The organism is Hoylesella nanceiensis DSM 19126 = JCM 15639, assembly GCF_000379965.1.
Classification (GTDB): domain Bacteria; phylum Bacteroidota; class Bacteroidia; order Bacteroidales; family Bacteroidaceae; genus Prevotella; species Prevotella nanceiensis.
Genome location: NZ_KB904331.1, coordinates 183,626 through 201,364 on the forward strand (window position 1 = coordinate 183,626; position 17,739 = coordinate 201,364).

A 17,739-nucleotide genomic window follows, 5' to 3' on the forward strand; every position below is an offset into this window, starting at 1 on the left:
TTGTAAAAGCATGCTAATTGATGCGCAAAAGCATTGCTTTTTAACCTCAATAGCATAGGTTTTACGCCCCAATAGAATAAGAATAAATACAGAAGACGATAAGAAACAGACTAAGGAACCAACGAAGATATGTATATTTTAATATTCCTTATATTCCTTCTTTGTGCTCTACTTACTAAAGAAAAGCCCAATTTCATCACATTGATAACACTCATTGTGATCTTTATTCTTATCATTGGACTACGCAGTCCCTATATAGATCAAGACTATCAAAATTACCTTCGAGAATCAAAATATGGCTCGGGTATTTCCGAATTCACCTTTTATATTTTCTCTAATATATCTTATTCGCTCACCAATAGCGCAGTGTTGATGTTTGTTATCTATGCCGTGATAACCGTTCCAACGCAGTTTTACGCCCTATATAAGCACTCCAACTTCTTTTGGATATCGCTTCTTTTCTTCTTTCCAACCTACTTTGTCATCTTAAATATGAACGCAATGCGTTCTGGAGCCGCCTTAGGTATCACGATGATAGCGTGGAGTTATTGGGCAGAACGCAAAACATTGATCACTCTTGGGCTTATTGCTTTGGCTACATCGTTGCACTATTCATTTGCTATTCTGTTCTTGTTCTACCCCATTGTGCGCAATAACAACAAGTATTTAAAGGCATTTTTAGCCGCAATACCCATTGTTTTTGCCTTCCACACCTTGATAGATATAGACGAATTCTTTGCATTTTTCAGTGTGATTGAGTTTATAGCTGTGAAGTCTAACGCTTATTCTACAGAAGATTTCGAGCCAGTTAGTATCTTTAGTACGGTAATTTTATTGCGTGTAGCCATTGTTGCTGCCTTGTATTATTATAGAGAAGAGCTGAGCAAACACAATTCTTTATTCTATCTTTTCTTTAAACTTTACATCGTAGGACTCGTTCTTTTGGTCTTCATTGCAGACATTCCGCCCGTTGCATTCCGTCTTTTAGACATCTTTGCAGCAAGCGAATTGGTTCTACTTCCGATGTTCCTATACACCATTAAACAGCGATATATAGCATTAGGAGGCATCACTATTTATGCTTTTCTATACTTCTACATCAATATTATATTGGCACAGAACATCAAACCTTATGAGATGATTATTTAAAACCATGATAAAAAACAGCACATCTATAGCCATTTTGATGGCAACCTATAATGGAGAGCAGTTTATTCGTGAACAATTAGACTCTCTTTTCGCCCAAACTTATACAGATTGGACGTTGTTTGTGCGTGACGATGGTTCAAAAGATAACACAATAAGCATAATAGAAAGCTATCAAAAAGAGCACCATAACATTGTTATCATTGACAATGAGGGAAAGAATCTCGGTCCTTTTATGAACTTTATGGAGCTTCTTCAAAAGGTAGATTCACCACTATACATGTTCATCGACCAAGATGATGTGTGGCTTCCACATAAGATTGAAAATGAAGTAGCAGCTTTTCACTCTTTAAATTGCGACGAAACAACGCCAGGATTGGTATTCACTAATCTTCAATTGGTAGACGAAAATTTAAATGTTTTGTCTGCTTCTTTTTGGAAAAGTATTCATTTTTCGCCCTATATTTTCAACTCTTTTATCGAACAAGCATTCATTGGTTACATCACAGGTTGCACCATGTTGTTTAACAAAAAGGCTAAGGAAATATCGTTTCCAGTAGCCCAATATGCCCCAATGCACGACTGGTGGGTGGCTATCTGCATTTATAAGGCTAACGGAAAGGTGGGCTTTGTAGAAACACCTCAAATGCTTTATCGCAAACATGGCAATAATGTTACGGGCAACTTTGTAAGCTCTCAAAAAGGGAAAAGCCTGTGTGTTCGCTTTAAAGAAATGGCAACTCAATATCAATTGATGAAAAATTGCGGTGCTGTTAGCTCGTTTTTCAATTACATTTGCTTAAAAAACAAGATTAAAAACACAAGAAAGAAGATTTAATGGGCAATGGTTATAAAAGCCTTTTAAAGGCTACAATAGTGATGAGTGGTGCACAAATCATCGAAGCACTCATGTCAATCGTCCGAGCAAAGGTTATCGCTTTATTGCTTGGTCCTATTGGTATTGCTCTCAATTCTATCTTTTTAATCACGCTCAACACCCTCTATCAGGTCACAAGTGTGGGACTTCCACAAAGTGCTATTCGTGACATTGCTCAGTCACAAAATAGCGAAAACCCAATAGAACAGCAAAAAATAATCTCCGCTTTTAGAACGCTTATCCGTTTATTAGCCGTTATTGCGTTCTTATTTTGCATCTTTGCAGCTCCTGTTCTCAGCAACATTTCGTTTGGAGTAGCCAATAATCACACCACAGATTTCATGATCTTGTCTGTCGGAGCCTGCGCTATGCTGTTGTCATACGGCAACACAACGATTCTACAAGGTATGCAACGGCTCAACGCTTTAGCGCAAACAACGATATTTGCAGCGATAAGTAGTGTAATAATAGCTATACCACTACTCTACTTTTTCAATCATAAAGGCGTGTCTTTAGCCATCTCGTGCGGTTTTATCATCACGTTTATCATCAATAGTTTATATGTAAAAAGATTATCCATAAAGCGTATTCGCCTCTCTTGGAATGAGGTTTGGACTATTGGTTCGCCCATGATTAAACTGGGAATAATCATTATGTTCAGTTCGCTTTTAATGAACTTATTTACCTATCTCACTAACATTCTCATTCGATTCTTTGGCTCTATCGAAGATGTTGGATACTTTCAAGCCGCTTATTCCATTACAATGCGCAACTTTTCGATACTTGCTGCAACCCTAATAGCCGACTTTTATCCTCGACTTTCGAAGGCTCTTGACAATAAAAAGGAATTTAACAACATTGTATCTGAAGAGGCTGAGCTGCTTATTATACTTATTTCTATTGTCTCAGTAATACTCATTCTCTTCACAAAACCTATCTTATGGCTTTTGCTTTCGGCTGAGTTCTATTCAATAGAGCTGCTCACTCAGTGCATCACTTTCTCGCTTTTGTTCCGCATTATGTGGGCCACTTTGTCGTATATTCCATTGGCTCATGGCGATAAAAAGATGTATTTAATATACGATGCGTTGTTGGGTAACGGCGGAAACTTTATCATTACCATTGTAGCCTACTATCTATTTGGACTCAATGGCATTGGCTTTGCCATGATCATTGGTAATCTTTTTGTATCTTTATTGCTCTATTTTGTATATAAAAAGCATTACGGAATGGAGTTTAGTAACAGCTTTTGGAAGTTGCAAAGCATCTATATTGTGTTGTTAGGTCTATTCATGAGCACGCTATTTATGCGTGATTCGTCATTATATTACGTTGCAAATATAATTTTATTGGCTATCTTTACGTTCTTTAGTTATAGAGAACTAAACAATAGAATCGATATCAAACAATTTATAAAAAGCAAGTTTCACAAATGAAGATAGGTATTTTTTACATCTGCACAGGCAAGTATTCCATCTTTTGGAAAGGCTTTTTTGATAGTTGTGAGCAGTTCTTTTTACCGCAAGTTGAAAAGAAATATTATGTATTTACTGATGCTTCTGACATTCAAGATACCAACAATATCAAAACATATTACAAGCAATCACAAGGTTTTCCCTTAGATACTCTATTGAGATTTGATATGTTTATTGAGGCAGAAGAAGATTCAAAAGAGTGCGATTACGTCTTTTTCTTCAACTCAAACATGGAGTTTAAGAAGGTAGTTACACCCGAAATGTTCCTTCCAACGGCTGAAGATAATGGCTTATTGGGCGTCTTACACCCAGGACATTACTACAAACACAACCCTATTTCGTTGCCTTATGAAAAACGAAAGCGTTCTACTGCCTACATAAAACACACGAAAGGAGAAACCTATAACTATTTTATGGGGGGCGTAAATGGCGGTACTCACGAGGCATTCTACCGTCTTTCACACGTTTGTAGCGAAAATATTAAGAAAGACTTAGACCACAATTGCATCGCAATTTATCACGATGAGTCGCACTTAAATCGTTTTTTTCACAACAAAAAGATAAAGATTCTACCTCCTTCTTTTGGCTTTCCTGAAGGAGGTAATATTCCTTTTGAGCCTTATATCGTCATTAGAAATAAGATGAAACATGGCGGAAAGTATTTTGATAAACTACCAACTACAGCATACGTTCAACGCATTAAGCGTAGAATAAAAGAGCTATATAGAAATATTTTATGGATTCTCAATTTCTAAAACATATCAAACTATCGGGCGGTTTCGGTAATCAACTGTTCCAATACTTCTTTGGAGAGTATCTAAAAGAGAAGTATAACTGTTCTATTTCCTTTTTTTCTGAGCCTGCATTAGATATCAATCAGCTACAAATACATCGTTTCTTCCCTGCTTTGCGCATATCTCATAACACAGAGTTAAGGCCTTATCATTATTCTTTCACACAGCAATTGGCTTATAGATGCATGCGAAAGCTATTGCTTCTCTTTCCCTTTTTGAACAGAAAAGTAAAGATAGAGAATGGCTCTAACTATCAAAATCAATCGTTTAACGACACTTATTGCTTCGATGGTTACTGGCAATCGTATCGCTATCTCAGTGCTTTCACGCCCTCATTGCAGTTTGAAGACCAGCTAATAAACGATATTTCTGCCGATTATATCAATGCTATTGAGCAGTCGGAAGCAGTGTTTTTGCATATCAGAAGGGGTGATTATCTCAACAAAGAGAACCAAAAAGTATTTGCAGAATGCCCTCTAAATTACTTTGAAAACGCTGCTAATAGAATAAAGGAAGATATCAAAAACGTTCATTTCTTTGTCTTTTCCAACGATATTCAGTGGGTTAAAAGCCACTTAAAGCTCAATGATAATGAGGTAACCTTTATTCAAAACGAAGGCAACAGCTGTGATTTAAAGGACTTTTACCTCATGACTCGCTGCAAACATGCTATCATTTCGAATAGCACTTTCAGCTGGTGGGCGGCTTATCTCATTAACAATAGCGATAAAAAAGTTATCGCTCCGAAACATTGGTACAATGATATAAGCATGAACAATGCTACAAAAGACCTTATACCACCAACGTGGATTCGATTATAATTGATAATAATATAACAATGAAAGATGTTCTATACTCTGCTTTTTGCGCACTAATGAAGTTTTTTTCTTTGATCATTTCGCCCTCAAAAAGTCGCTTTTTAAGTACCAAACGCAAGACATTGCGTTCGTTATGGCTTAAGAATTTCATTGGAAAATGCGGTAAAAAAGTATTCTTTGGAGATGATATCATTATGATAAACCATCACAATATGATCATAGGAGATAATGTTGTGATAGACGATAGCTGTATGATTACTCCCATAGAAGATGGAGTTATCGATATAAAAAGCAACTGTCATATTGGTCGTTTCTGCCATATCACCACCTTAAAACGCATCACTTTAGGCGAAAACTGCCTTCTTGGACAACACGTTACCATAACAGATAACTCGCATGGAGATATTACTTTCAAGGCAATGTCTACCCCACCGATCCAACGTCCCATAACAAGTAGAGGCGAAATAACCATTGGAAAGAACGTATGGATTGGCGAGAATGCTGTTATTTTGCAAGACATTACGATTGGAGACGGCTGTATTATCGGGGCAGGAAGCATCGTAACAAAAGACATTCCCGCTTATTCTGTGGCCGTAGGAAACCCTGCAAGAGTGATAAAACAATTGGAAAACAAATAAGATTACACTATAATTCGATGATACAAGTAAGTATTGGAATTCCTTTTTACAATGCTCAAGACTTCTTAGAGCAAGCCATTTTATCTGTACTCAATCAAGATTTCAAATCATTTGAATTGTTATTGATAGATGATGGCAGTACAGATCGATCGTTAGATATAGCCTATCGCTTTCAAGATGAAAGGATAAAGGTGATTCATGACGGGCAAAATAAAGGGCTTTCAGAACGTCTTAACGAACTTGTTGCATTGTCGAAAGGAGAATATTTCGTGCGAATGGATGCCGATGACCTTATGTTTCCACAGCGAATATCACGTCAATTAGCTTATTTACAACAACATAATGAGGTTGATGTTGTAGGTAGTAGCGCTGTAACAATCGACATAAACAACAGCATTACGGGTATTATTCGCTATCCAGAGCACCCCAATAACATCTCGAATGTAATTCAACACCAATGCTTTATTCATCCTTCTATCATGGCAAAGCGTTCTTGGTTCGTTCAAAATCCATACGATGGAGGAGCCATTCGCATGGAAGATTACAACTTATGGATGCGTACTTTCTCGAAATATCGTTTCTATAACATTGCAGAACCATTGATGTTCTATCGTGTTTCGGGCCTTCCTTATCTCGATAAATATTTATTATCGATGAAAGGAGAACGCAAAGAGCTGCGAAAGCATAAGGAAATTATTCCCAATTATCATGTAGTTCTACTGAAGAACTACCTAAAATGCGTGCTATACTACTGCTTCTCGCATCTTCATTTAATTGATGTTCTACTCCGATTGCGCTCTAAGTCGATTCCCAACTCTAACGACCTCGAAGGCATTAAAAGCGCTTTAACAACAGCATTGCAACGCAACACACAGGCGAAAGACTAACACTTTAAACGCACTTTTTTGCATTTAAACAAGCATAAAGATAGAGTTTTCAAGACAAAACCAGCAAGAACATATTATCTTTGCACTATAAATAGGGGTAAAAGTCATTGCTATTGCACCATAAACCCATATTTTCTCTACTGCAAAGAGAACATTTTAAAGTTATAAAAGATGAAGATATTGTTAGTTGCTAACGTTGGAAGAGGACACGTAAACAAGTTTCATATCCCAACAATACAATACTTACAGGCCCAAAATTGGCAGGTAGACGTTGCTTGTTCTGTTGATGAACCAATAGAAGCAGGTGACAATATCTATGCAATGTGTTGGAAACGCAGTCCTTTTACCTTTAAAACTATACAAGGAATCTTTCAATTAAAGAATCTAATAGCAAAGAATAACTACGACATTATCTATTGTCATACACCCGTAGGGGGCGTTATTTCTCGCATGGCAGTGGCTCTTTTACGTGGCAAAAAGCCCCAAGTTGCCTACTTTGCACATGGACTTCATTTCTTTAAAGGAGCACCTTTGCTCAATTGGTTGTTATATTATCCAATAGAAAAGCTGATGTCTTATTTCACAAATCTATTCATAACAATCAATCCCGAAGATTATAATTTGGTTCAAAAGCATTTTAATCAAAAGATGAAAGTAGCCCTCATCAATGGTATTGGGGTTGATTTCAATAGATTAAAGATAGACAATCGTGAGGCAATTCGCCAAGAATATAGAACTCAATTGAATATTCCTCAAGATGCTATTGCATTGATTTACGTTGCCGAGGTTTCTAAAAATAAGAATCAAGAAATGCTTATTCGCCTTGTAGAAAATATGAATAAGCAATCTAATCACTATGTTTATCTCCTTCTTGCAGGCTCTTTAAACGAGAATGGAGCCTACATTAAGTTAGCTAATCAATTAGGTATTAAAGACAAAATACGATTCTTAGGCTGGCGAAAAGATATTGCTCAGCTAATGAATACCGCAGACATTTGCATAGCATCCAGCATTCGTGAGGGCTTTGGAATTAACCTAATTGAAGCCCAATATTGCCATTTACCCATCGTTGCAGTAAGCAATAGAGGTCATAACACCATCATAAAAGATGGCGAAAACGGCTTTTTGGTTCCTTTAAACGATTATCATGCGATGCAAGAAAAGGTTGAACTCTTAATAAACGATAAAAACTTATACCACAAAATGGCCAATATCAATGTCGAAAAATATCAATCTTCGAACATTGTTAAAGAACTATATCGCCTTTTTAGCGACCTCAAAACACACTAAAAGTGCCCTTTTTCCTTTGTTTTCAATATAAAACAAATAAAAGATAGTACTTCCTTTCAATCGCATTTTCACCCTACTTTCCTTTACTAATAAGGCAATAAGAAGCATAATAGGATTCTTATTGCAAGGTATTTTATTAGAAAAAATCAAGAATTATTTATTTTTTTACAATATTATTCAGTTCTTTGCGTTTGTATTATAAATGAATATTCATAATGACTACAAAGAAAAATTTAGATACCAAGACTGCAACTAAAACTAAAAACGAATACATTTACGACGGAATGAATGGATTAGAACGAGATGTAAAGCGCATTTTCGACTTTATTGCCGCTGCTATTGCCCTTATATTGTTCTCTCCTCTCTTTATTATTTGCTACATATTAATAAAGAAAGAAGATGGAGGTAGCGTTATATTTAAGCAAGAACGCATTGGAAGATTTGGTCGTCCGTTCTATATTTACAAGTTTAGAAGCATGCAAGAAGATGCTGAAAAGAACGGACCTGCATTGTTTCAACACGAAAGAGACCATCGATTAACCAGCATTGGTAAGTTTCTTAGAACGCACCACCTCGACGAATTGCCTCAACTTTGGAACGTATTGGTTGGCGATATGTCGTTTGTTGGTCCACGACCAGAACGTAAATTCTATATAGATCAAATCATTCAACACGACGAACGCTATACTTTCTTATACCAAGTGCGTCCTGGTGTAACCTCGTATGCAACACTATACAATGGCTATACTGATACAATGGACAAGATGTTACGCCGTCTTGAGCTTGATCTTTACTATCTTAGAAAGCGCTCTTGGTGGTTCGATATCAAGATATTAATCAACACTTTCCTCAATATTGCTATTGGAAAGAAATTCTAAAGTAAGATTTTCTTCATACATTCACAATACAAGGCGATTATAAAAGCCTTGCTTTTGCCCTGCAAAAACACTGATATTACACTCTAAAAGCATTGCTCTTGTACACCAAAAGCGATGCTTTTATTTTTGATAAGATGTCTCTTTACAAAGAAAGCCAGTAAACATTTGAACCTAAATGGATTATATGTTTACTAGCTTTATAGCTTATTGCCTATATAAAAGCTCTACGAAAGAGCTACAATGCTTATTCTTCTGTAACAGTTGGAGGCACTTCTTCCACAATATCTGTATCGGTTTTGTCTTCCACTTCAGTTGCTTCTGTAGATGTCTCAGGTGCTTTTGGCTCTTCTATTTGAGGTGTTTCTGTTGTGGTTGGTGCCACTTCTTCAGCCTCAACAGCTTGCTGTGCTACTATAACAGCTTTGTTATAAGCCTTCTTTACGGTATAAATTTTAATCGAGTTGATAGCTTCTATCACCCCGAAAAGTAGGATTGCCCAACCTAAAATAAATAAGAATGAGGTTCCAAAAAGGGTTGGTTTAACCAAAGCAACTAAGCCAATGAGCATTGTTATACAAGGAGTTATCCAAAAGAAAGGACCAATCTTTGCCAATTTTGACACTTGAGCTAAGTTGATATATTGATTAATTGAACCAATTACAAGTAGAAATGCAAGCAAATAGCTTACCCATTGCTGAAAAGTTGCAGGCATAAGAGCCAACACTCCACCAAGAATTGCACACGCAATGCCCACCAATGGGAAGGTAGGAGCAGCACCTGCAATTTGCACTCCGTTGTTATCTAGCACTTGAACATTTGCAAAGTTCTTTCTACTTCCATAATAAACGGCACAAGAAATCACGCCTGATAGAAAGAATAATACCCCGATAACAATCACTAACCACTTCTGTGCTTCATCTCTATACATAATAGTTAAAGCACCAACTATCAGTGCACACAATGCACGAAAAAAAGAATTCTGTAATACTTTCATAATAATTGATTTGTGCAAAAATACAAATTGTTTTCGAAAAGCTATTCTTTTGCAATAAAAAAACGGTCGAAATGACCTCTTTTTGAAATAAAATTACGATATTTGCACTACTTTTTAGGGATAAGATTATTTACAATTAAACAAAGATAAGCATTATTTATGAAGCATTTTTTCTTTGCGGTTATAGGGGTTCTTTTAGCCTTTCTACCCGCTAGTGCACAAAAAAAGTATTCTGTTTACGGAGTAGGTTTCTACAATCAAGAGAACTTATTCGACACATGTCATGATGAAGGAAAGCGTGATTACGATTTTCTTCCAACTGGTTCGTATAAATGGAACGCCATGAAATACAACCATAAGCTCAACAATATGTCACGAGCTTTAGCAGATATGGGTACAGATGTGCTCCCAAATATAGGCTGCGCAATTATTGGTTTGGCTGAAGTTGAGAACTCAAAAGCCTTAGATGACCTTATTGCACAACCCGCTTTAAGTGCTCGTAACTATCAATATGTGCACATAGAAGGTCCCGATCGCCGTGGAATTGATTGTGCTTTATTATATAATCCCTCTTTATTTAGCGTAAAGAACACCCGTCTTGTACCCTATGTTCAAAAGTTAAAGAAGGATAGTGCATTCTATACTCGAGGCTTTTTAACTGTTAGTGGAACACTTGCAGATGAAAATGTGGCAGTAATTGTATGTCACTTGCCAAGTCGTTTCAGTGAATCTTTCTACCGAGAGCTAGGTACTGAGCAAGTAAAAGCAATTAAAGACTCTCTTTTAAACGATGATCCTAACTGCAAAGTGTTCGTTATGGGCGACATGAACGACGACCCAATAGACAAGAGTATGGCTGGTATTTTAAAAGGAAAAGGCAATATTAAAGACGTAAACGAAGGCGATATGTATAACCCTTGGTATAATATTTTAGTGAAAGAAGGCGTTGGAACGCTTCTATATCAAGGCTCTTGGAATCTTTTCGACCAAATACTTGTAACGCCAAACCTATTGAATAAAGATGATAAGAAAGACTTTTCGTCTTTGAAATTTTGGAAAAATCAAATCTTTAAACGTGATTATTTGTTCCAAACAGAGGGCAAATACAAAGGTTCTCCCAAGCGAACTACAGCTGGAGGAGTGTGGTTAGACGGTTATAGTGACCACCTTCCGGTAGTTATTTATTTAGTAAAAGAACAATAGTTAGATATCAACTCTCCCGTTTCCGTTATGAAAGAGATGGGAGAGTTCTTTATTATCACTACCCAACTCTTTGCTTCTTTCTTTATGACAGCACAAAAACAAGCAAACGATATCACCCCAAACAAGACTCAAAGCAATAACAGTTCTAACGCAATCACAGGCGAAGTAGAACGCCATCCCTTTGAACCTTTCTTGCCAAAGAACGCTAAATTATTGATGTTAGGTAGCTTTCCGCCTGCTGAACACAGATGGACAATGCACTTTTATTATCCTAATTACATCAATGATATGTGGCGAATTGTGGGCATTATCTTCTTTAACGACAAAGAATACTTCGTTGATAAAGAGCAAAAAAGCTTTTATGTAGACAAACTTATATCGTTTTTAACCGACAAAGGGATAGCTTTATTCGACACTGCCACAGCGATAATAAGAACCAAAGGCACTGCTGCCGATAAAGACTTAGAGGTAGTTGAAACAACAGATGTAGCAGCATTACTCGATAAGATACCACAATGCACCGCCATTGTAACCACTGGTGAGAAGGCAACAGAAGTGCTGATGCAACAATTTAACATTAAAGAAAAGCCCAAAGTGGGTTGCTTTGTAAGCTTTACTTTTAACAACAAAGAGATGAAACTCTATCGAATGCCAAGTAGTTCAAGGGCATATCCCATGAAAATAGAGCGCAAAGCAGAGTTCTACAGACAAATGTTTAGCGATGTTTTTGCAAGCAATAATCAATAAAGAACATTCTATATCAATATTCATACAATCATAAAATACAGATAATATGGCAACAGATATAACCATTATAGGCATTGCAGGCGGAACAGGTTCAGGCAAATCAACCGTTGTTCGCAAAATAGTTGAAGCGCTTCCACCGCACCATGTAGCCGTAGTTCCATTGGATTCTTATTACAACGACACAACAGGAATGACCGAAGAAGAGCGTCATGCGATTAATTTCGATCACCCTGACGCATTCGATTGGAAGCTACTTATCAAGCAAGTAAACGACCTTCGCAATGGACTAACAATCGAACAGCCCACCTATTCGTATATTCTTTGTAACCGATTGAGCGAAACTATCACCGTAGAACCAAAGCCTGTGATTATCATCGAGGGCATTATGACCTTGTTAAACAAGAAACTTCGTGAGATGATGGACCTCAAAATCTTTGTTGATTGCGATCCAGATGAACGCCTAATACGCAATATTCAGCGTGATACAATCGACCGTGGACGCACTGTTACAATGGTTATGGAGCGCTATATCGAAGTTCTTAAACCCATGCACGAGCAGTTTATCGAACCAACAAAGCGTTATGCAGACGTCATTATACCACAAGGTGGAGAGAATGAAAAGGGTATTGGCATCGTTTGTGCATACATCAAGCATCTTGTTCCATAAGTTTCTCTTTTTCAATAAGAAAGAAATTCAAACTGCGCTACAATTCAGTTGATAAATAAAAGCATTGCTATTGACTTGCAAAAGCAATGTTATTACAGCATAAAAGCATAGCTATTACATTGTAAAAGCTATGCTTTTTAAATACAAAAGAATAAGACTTATGAAGGAGCTCTTGTGTATTTAAGAGACTTCATAAGTCTTTCTATTATAACTCGTTGCTCTTTTTAGGAAGGAAGAAGCCAAACCTTGGGTGTCTTTTTGCAAAGACCTTACTTATATTATCATCTTTTATATTATCTTCTTGAAGGTGAATTGCCTCCGAAACCTGTTGTTCCTGATGGGTTGTTGTTGCCTCCAAAGTTCGAAGAAGAACCAGAAGAGCCACCGAAACTACCACTTGATGGAGCGCTTTGACTGCGTGTTGCACCGCTTCCAGAGAAGTTACTGCCACGTCCAAAGCCATCATTTCCAAAGCCATTGTTACCAAATGAGTCTTGACTTGATGAGCTATTGCGACTTCTTCCGTTACCAAATGATCTTGTAGAGCTATTGTCATAGTATCCAGAAGCACGTCCACCAAACGAACTTTGATTGTAAGTATCGTCGTAAGAGCGGCGTCTACTTGGGCTATATTGTCCACTTCCACTCACCCAAGAGCCATTATCATAGTAGTCTCTCATACCATATCTAGAGCGAGAAGAGTTGCCATTACCAAATGTTCTGCCATCATACCAAGAGCGATTGCCATTGTTATACCAGCTATGAGCACCTCTATATGTTGAATAGAAATCAGGTTCTCCGAAATAATAGTAATTTCTTCGTGGATATCTTGCATATAAAGAGAAACGCCAGTAACCATCATTATAATACAATGGGCGGTAGAAATAAGATGCATTACAGAAGGCTCTATATTGCCAGTTGTATAAGATATACTGCAAATCTAAGTTTCTTCGTTCCCAATAAATGCCATATATATCATTGTATGAGTCTACTCTCATCAAATAATCGAGATTTATTTCATACACAGCCTCATATTGTTCTTCGGTTAAGTTCAACTCATAAGCCATCTTATCTGCCAAGAACAATGCGTGTTGCCGTGCTTGTAAATAACTCATTGCCTGTGTTGTTACAACTGCACTCACAAACAATAGGAATGTAACTATATATCTTTTCATAAGCTAAACCTTTAAATTGTTATTGTTGATGCAAAGATATCGCTTTATAGGTAGCATCGAAAAGGATTTTCCCTAACATCATAAGGAATATCCCTAAACATGCTTCTATCTTTCTACCCCTATCCTATTGCCAACCAAAAGATGAGAATAGGAGATGTAAAAAATCAATATTTTTGTTGCAATAATATAATAAAAGTGCTATAATTGCGTTATGAAATTATATTATATATAATAATGAAAAAAGCTTATATCATATCTTTTTGTTGTTTATTCTCTATTAACTGCTTTGCGCAAGCATGGGTAGATGCAGAAAAAAGCACCCCTGCCCAACCCTTTAAGGATATTGAATACACAATAGAAATGCAAGGTTCGTTCTCTAAAAACGCCACTCCTTTGTGGCACAATGCCAATAAATACGGCTTAAGTTCATTAGAAACAACCAATGGTTACTTAAGAACTTCGCTCATAAGACCCGTTGAAAACGATTCAATTCGACGTTGGGGATTTGGCTATGGCATTGATGTTGCATTGCCAGTGAACTACTCTTCTAAACTAATTGTGCAACAAGCTTTTGCCGAATTGCGTTGGTTGCATGGCGCATTGACCATTGGAAGCAAAGAACGAACAATGGAATTGAAAAACAATCGCTTAAGTTCTGGAGCACAAACATTGGGTATTAACGCTCGACCTGTGCCTCAAGTACGATTAAGTTTACCCGAATATTGGCGTCTTCCCATTGCAAATGGTTGGCTACACTTTAAAGGTCACATTGCACTTGGACGCTTTACAGACGACCAATGGATGAAAACCTTCACCAAACAACAATCTAAAAACACCGAAAAGGTGCTTTATAACAGTAAAGCAGGGTTCTTAAAGATTGGCAATGAAGATGTTTTTGCACCGCTATCTATCGAAATGGGACTCGAAATGGCTACCCAATTTGGAGGTACTTCTTATCGAACCGACCCATTAGGAAATCCTATTATTAATAAAGGTGGAACGAGTTTTAAAGACATTATACACGCTTTTATCCCCGGAGGACACGAAGTTACAGAGTCGGACATCGTGTATAAGAACGTAACAGGAAACCACTTAGGTAGCTGGTTGGCTCGTATTAACTATGATACAGACACCTGGAAGGCTTCAATTTATGCCGATAAGTTCTTCGAAGACCATTCTGCTATGTTGCAAATCGACTACAATGGTTATGGAACAGGGGCGGAATGGAATCAAAGAACCAAATCTCGTTGGTTCGTATACGACTTTAAAGACTTTCTATTAGGAGCCGAATTGCAAATGAAATACGGCACTTGGATTCGCAATATCGTGTTCGAATATGTCTATTCTAAATACCAAAGCGGTCCAATATATCACGATAGAACGCCTAATATACCTGATCATACAGCCGGACGAGACGACTTTTACAACCATCTTGTTTACTCTTCGTGGCAACATTGGGGACAAGTGATGGGCAATCCCTTATATCTTTCACCTCAATATAATAAGAGCGGCGAAACAGAAGTAAAGGATAATCGTTTTGTTGCCTATCATATTGGATTAGAAGGAACCCCATACGACCATCTAAACTATCGTTTCTTAGCTACTTATAGACGTGGTTATGGCTCGTATAATCATCCTTATGTCCATCCAAAGGAAAGCTTTCACTGCATGTTAGAGGCTTCTTACCAGCTAAAGAAACGCTGGTTAATAACAGGTTCATATGCAATGGATTTTGGAAAGTATATCGGTAACAACACAGGTGTTCAACTAACAATATCTAAGAAAGGCATATTAGGATTATGAAAAAAATACTATTATTCTTCTGTTTGTCGCTCATTATGGTCTCATGTGAGATAGAATCGTCTAAAAATGGAAAGCTTGACGGCTTTTGGCACTTAACAACTATCGACACAATAGCCACAAAAGGGCACCTAGATGTTAGTGAAAAGCGTTATTTTTGGTCTGTACAAATGCACCTATTGCAGATTGCAAGGCAAGAAGGAGGTACGGGTTTAATTGTCTTTAGATTTGAGAATAAAGACAATACTCTTAGAGTTTACGACCCATATGCAAACCACAGAGAAGACGGAGACCCTAAAATTACCGACACTTCGATAACCTCTTTAATGGGAATTAACCAGTTAGACGAGACTTTTAAAATAGAAAAACTAACATCAAGTAAGATGATTTTAAGCTCATCTACATTGAAATTGTATTTCAGACGCTTTTAAAGTGTTTGAAATACATTGTTTTATTATATCATCAATATTTCCCTTTACGACAATGACTAATAAGCCATTATTCTCTATTCTATTGCTTTCTTGCGTTTGTTTATACGCACAACCCGCAACAAGTGCATCAACTTCAGAAACAATTAAAACCACAACCGAACTGCAAGGCAACAGCACTTCAACCGCTTCTGCACTTCAACCCGCAACCCATTCTATTGCTTCTGATGCGCAAATGCAGCAAAAGCTCAAAACATTCTTTATCTCACAACTGGATAAAGACATGGTTGAAATGCCCGAAAAAGACCTTTATAATAAAACATTCGACGCCTCTTCAATTGCCAAAGAGCAAGATAGTATGTGGAAATTATGGGTAGAAGTGAATAAAGAAAGTCTTGAAAAAAGCGAGTTTAACAAGGTTCTACAAGGACAACACGAATTGATTTGGGACCTACCAAAACAACAAAAGATGAAAGCAACCATGCTAAGTAGAGGCACAACTCCTAACGGTGGTTTCCCTCTTTTTATCTCTTTGCATGGCGGTGGTAAAGCTTTTGTAAACAATCCATGGGACTCTCAGTCCAACACAGTTGCCTATCAAAACAACATTAATTTAGCTAATCGTGAAAGAGAGTGGTTCACTTTGTTCTTTATTCCACGTATGGCTGACGACAGAGTTGGTCGATGGTACTTGCAACCACAACGTATGATGGTGAGAAGAGTATGCAGATTGGCTGCTGTTTCGGGCTTTGTGAACCCTAAAAAGATTTATATTTTTGGTTATTCTGAAGGTGGTTACGGCTCACATAGATTGGCTTTGTTCATGCCCGACTATTTTGCTGGGGTCTCACCTATCGCTGCTTGTGAACCATTAAAGGCCCCCGAAAACCTTAGAAACGTTGCATTCGCAGTGCATATGGGCGAAGAAGACAATGGTTTTGGACGTGCTTCGTATGCTCGTTTGTGGAAAGATAAGCTAGCAGAACTACAAAAACAGGCACAAAACGACTACATTCACAAAGTAAATATGATTCCTGGAAGGGGCCATCACATCAGTCCTACCGACCATACTACTTGGCTTTTGCAAAACGAAAAGCGTACTTATCCAAACAAGATTACCTACTTATATTATAATATGACCCACGATTATGATGAAGAAGCATATTCTAACGGAGTGTATTATCTTGATTTTCGTGAGTTGAAACATCAACCCAATGCAGAGGTGATGTTTGAGGTAGAACACAAAGGAAATGTATTTAACATCACAACAGATGATGTAAACAATACCAAAGTGCAAGGTTCTTTAGGCTTATTCATCAACGATGTAGACTTTAGTAAGCCCGTTGAGGTGTATAAAGAGGGTAAGTTGGTGTTTAAACAACTTGTTCAACCTAACGTAGGAGCAATGGCAGATGCGCTTAGTTTGTGGTGCGATCCATTGCGAATGTTCCCTGCAAAGATCATTATTCCTATGAACGCTCATCACTACCCCACTGCCATTACAACGCAAACAGCAAACAAAGCGCACGAAACAGGTCGCTATAACGTTTTAGGAATGAGCATTGATAAGCCTGAAAAAGGCATCAATATCGTGAAAATGAGCGACGGAACAACACATAAAGAGCTGATAAAATAACATCAAACCACAAAGTGTAAAAGCTGATAGATATCAGAATATAATTCAATCTCTATCAAGACTTTACATCAACTCAAATCAAACGAAAAACAAAAGCTTTATTTTTGCATCACAAAGTCAATGCTTTTTACATACAATAGCTATGCTTTTACACACTAAAAGCATAGCTATTACGTTATAATAAAAAGGAGATAAATAATTGGTTTGTATTCTTTATTTTGACAAGAGGATACAAAGCCATTCTAATTTTTTAGCAAAGAAGATTAGAAAAGGATACAAAAAGCAT

General features: G+C 37.3%; 17 protein-coding genes. 15 read left to right on the forward strand and 2 right to left on the reverse strand.

Translation table 11 applies throughout. From position 1 onward, the window contains the following. Positions 1-129: 129 nt before the first annotated feature. From A3GM_RS0106870 to A3GM_RS0106910, 9 genes are all read left to right on the forward strand, one after another. Positions 130-1,149: an EpsG family protein gene (locus tag A3GM_RS0106870; protein WP_018362652.1), complete on the forward strand. Its 1,020-nt coding sequence runs from the start codon at positions 130-132 to the stop codon at positions 1,147-1,149. A gap of 4 nt (positions 1,150-1,153) precedes the next feature. Next, a complete protein-coding gene (locus tag A3GM_RS11110) occupies positions 1,154-1,984 on the forward strand; it encodes a glycosyltransferase family 2 protein (RefSeq protein WP_154648117.1) in 831 nt (276 codons plus the stop codon). After that, the gene (locus A3GM_RS0106880; RefSeq protein ID WP_018362654.1) at positions 1,984-3,459 is read left to right on the forward strand and encodes an oligosaccharide flippase family protein; all 1,476 of its coding nucleotides are present in this window, start codon (positions 1,984-1,986) and stop codon (positions 3,457-3,459) included. The genes A3GM_RS11110 and A3GM_RS0106880 overlap by 1 nt, the downstream gene beginning before the upstream one ends. Beyond that, the gene (locus A3GM_RS0106885; RefSeq protein WP_018362655.1) at positions 3,456-4,253 is read left to right on the forward strand and encodes a family 6 glucosyltransferase; all 798 of its coding nucleotides are present in this window, start codon (positions 3,456-3,458) and stop codon (positions 4,251-4,253) included. Before A3GM_RS0106880 ends, A3GM_RS0106885 begins: the two co-directional genes overlap by 4 nt. Then, the gene (locus A3GM_RS11840) at positions 4,235-5,113 is read left to right on the forward strand and encodes an alpha-1,2-fucosyltransferase (protein WP_018362656.1); all 879 of its coding nucleotides are present in this window, start codon (positions 4,235-4,237) and stop codon (positions 5,111-5,113) included. Before A3GM_RS0106885 ends, A3GM_RS11840 begins: the two co-directional genes overlap by 19 nt. A 17-nt stretch (positions 5,114-5,130) precedes the next feature. Further along, complete coding sequence (locus tag A3GM_RS11290) at positions 5,131-5,748, forward strand: acyltransferase (RefSeq protein WP_154648118.1); 618 nt, start codon at positions 5,131-5,133, stop codon at positions 5,746-5,748. 17 nt (positions 5,749-5,765) lie between these two features. After that, the gene (locus A3GM_RS0106900) at positions 5,766-6,635 is read left to right on the forward strand and encodes a glycosyltransferase family 2 protein (RefSeq protein WP_018362658.1); all 870 of its coding nucleotides are present in this window, start codon (positions 5,766-5,768) and stop codon (positions 6,633-6,635) included. A 171-nt stretch (positions 6,636-6,806) separates the two neighbouring features. Next, positions 6,807-7,925 carry a glycosyltransferase family 4 protein gene (locus A3GM_RS11120; protein WP_018362659.1) on the forward strand — a complete coding sequence of 373 codons (1,119 nt, stop codon included), beginning with the start codon at positions 6,807-6,809 and terminating at the stop codon, positions 7,923-7,925. 215 nt (positions 7,926-8,140) lie between these two features. Further along, positions 8,141-8,803 carry a sugar transferase gene (locus A3GM_RS0106910; RefSeq protein ID WP_018362660.1) on the forward strand — a complete coding sequence of 221 codons (663 nt, stop codon included), beginning with the start codon at positions 8,141-8,143 and terminating at the stop codon, positions 8,801-8,803. Positions 8,804-9,047: 244 nt separating this feature from the next. On the opposite strand, the gene A3GM_RS11125 is transcribed toward A3GM_RS0106910, so the two are convergent. Then, on the reverse strand, positions 9,048-9,797 hold the full coding sequence (locus A3GM_RS11125) for a DUF308 domain-containing protein (protein ID WP_018362661.1): 750 nt from the start codon (positions 9,795-9,797) through the stop codon (positions 9,048-9,050). A gap of 159 nt (positions 9,798-9,956) precedes the next feature. Here A3GM_RS11125 and A3GM_RS0106920 point away from each other — a divergent pair, with 159 nt between their 5' ends. From A3GM_RS0106920 to udk, 3 genes are all read left to right on the forward strand, one after another. Then, on the forward strand, positions 9,957-11,000 hold the full coding sequence (locus A3GM_RS0106920; protein WP_018362662.1) for an endonuclease/exonuclease/phosphatase family protein: 1,044 nt from the start codon (positions 9,957-9,959) through the stop codon (positions 10,998-11,000). 216 nt (positions 11,001-11,216) lie between these two features. Continuing rightward, positions 11,217-11,747: a uracil-DNA glycosylase family protein gene (locus tag A3GM_RS0106925; RefSeq protein ID WP_044124439.1), complete on the forward strand. Its 531-nt coding sequence runs from the start codon at positions 11,217-11,219 to the stop codon at positions 11,745-11,747. A 46-nt stretch (positions 11,748-11,793) separates the two neighbouring features. Beyond that, entirely contained in the window at positions 11,794-12,414 is a 621-nt protein-coding gene (gene udk / locus A3GM_RS0106930) for a uridine kinase (RefSeq protein ID WP_018362664.1), read from the forward strand. Positions 12,415-12,707: 293 nt separating this feature from the next. On the opposite strand, the gene A3GM_RS0106935 is transcribed toward udk, so the two are convergent. After that, positions 12,708-13,589: a hypothetical protein gene (locus tag A3GM_RS0106935; protein ID WP_018362665.1), complete on the reverse strand. Its 882-nt coding sequence runs from the start codon at positions 13,587-13,589 to the stop codon at positions 12,708-12,710. Between the two features lie 234 nt (positions 13,590-13,823). Here A3GM_RS0106935 and A3GM_RS0106940 point away from each other — a divergent pair, with 234 nt between their 5' ends. Genes A3GM_RS0106940 through A3GM_RS0106950 form a run of 3 tightly spaced genes read left to right on the forward strand, consistent with a single transcriptional unit; the run spans position 13,824 to position 17,453 of the window. Next, entirely contained in the window at positions 13,824-15,392 is a 1,569-nt protein-coding gene (locus A3GM_RS0106940) for a capsule assembly Wzi family protein (RefSeq protein WP_018362666.1), read from the forward strand. Continuing rightward, on the forward strand, positions 15,389-15,820 hold the full coding sequence (locus A3GM_RS0106945) for a lipocalin-like domain-containing protein (protein WP_025829989.1): 432 nt from the start codon (positions 15,389-15,391) through the stop codon (positions 15,818-15,820). The genes A3GM_RS0106940 and A3GM_RS0106945 overlap by 4 nt, the downstream gene beginning before the upstream one ends. 52 nt (positions 15,821-15,872) lie before the next feature. After that, positions 15,873-17,453 carry a hypothetical protein gene (locus tag A3GM_RS0106950; RefSeq protein WP_018362668.1) on the forward strand — a complete coding sequence of 527 codons (1,581 nt, stop codon included), beginning with the start codon at positions 15,873-15,875 and terminating at the stop codon, positions 17,451-17,453. Positions 17,454-17,739: the final 286 nt, after the last annotated feature.

Coding starts and splice junctions, on each gene's coding strand:
- A3GM_RS0106925 (WP_044124439.1), top strand. CDS start 11,217: ATGTTAGGTAGCTTTCCGCCTGCTGAACACAGATGGACAATGCACTTT.
- A3GM_RS11110 (WP_154648117.1), top strand. CDS start 1,154: ATGATAAAAAACAGCACATCTATAGCCATTTTGATGGCAACCTATAAT.
- A3GM_RS11120 (WP_018362659.1), top strand. CDS start 6,807: ATGAAGATATTGTTAGTTGCTAACGTTGGAAGAGGACACGTAAACAAG.
- A3GM_RS0106950 (WP_018362668.1), top strand. CDS start 15,873: ATGACTAATAAGCCATTATTCTCTATTCTATTGCTTTCTTGCGTTTGT.
- A3GM_RS11840 (WP_018362656.1), top strand. CDS start 4,235: ATGGATTCTCAATTTCTAAAACATATCAAACTATCGGGCGGTTTCGGT.
- A3GM_RS0106910 (WP_018362660.1), top strand. CDS start 8,141: ATGACTACAAAGAAAAATTTAGATACCAAGACTGCAACTAAAACTAAA.
- A3GM_RS11125 (WP_018362661.1), bottom strand. CDS start 9,797: ATGAAAGTATTACAGAATTCTTTTTTTCGTGCATTGTGTGCACTGATA.
- udk (WP_018362664.1), top strand. CDS start 11,794: ATGGCAACAGATATAACCATTATAGGCATTGCAGGCGGAACAGGTTCA.
- A3GM_RS11290 (WP_154648118.1), top strand. CDS start 5,131: ATGAAAGATGTTCTATACTCTGCTTTTTGCGCACTAATGAAGTTTTTT.
- A3GM_RS0106945 (WP_025829989.1), top strand. CDS start 15,389: ATGAAAAAAATACTATTATTCTTCTGTTTGTCGCTCATTATGGTCTCA.
- A3GM_RS0106885 (WP_018362655.1), top strand. CDS start 3,456: ATGAAGATAGGTATTTTTTACATCTGCACAGGCAAGTATTCCATCTTT.
- A3GM_RS0106880 (WP_018362654.1), top strand. CDS start 1,984: ATGGGCAATGGTTATAAAAGCCTTTTAAAGGCTACAATAGTGATGAGT.
- A3GM_RS0106920 (WP_018362662.1), top strand. CDS start 9,957: ATGAAGCATTTTTTCTTTGCGGTTATAGGGGTTCTTTTAGCCTTTCTA.
- A3GM_RS0106935 (WP_018362665.1), bottom strand. CDS start 13,589: ATGAAAAGATATATAGTTACATTCCTATTGTTTGTGAGTGCAGTTGTA.
- A3GM_RS0106940 (WP_018362666.1), top strand. CDS start 13,824: ATGAAAAAAGCTTATATCATATCTTTTTGTTGTTTATTCTCTATTAAC.
- A3GM_RS0106900 (WP_018362658.1), top strand. CDS start 5,766: ATGATACAAGTAAGTATTGGAATTCCTTTTTACAATGCTCAAGACTTC.
- A3GM_RS0106870 (WP_018362652.1), top strand. CDS start 130: ATGTATATTTTAATATTCCTTATATTCCTTCTTTGTGCTCTACTTACT.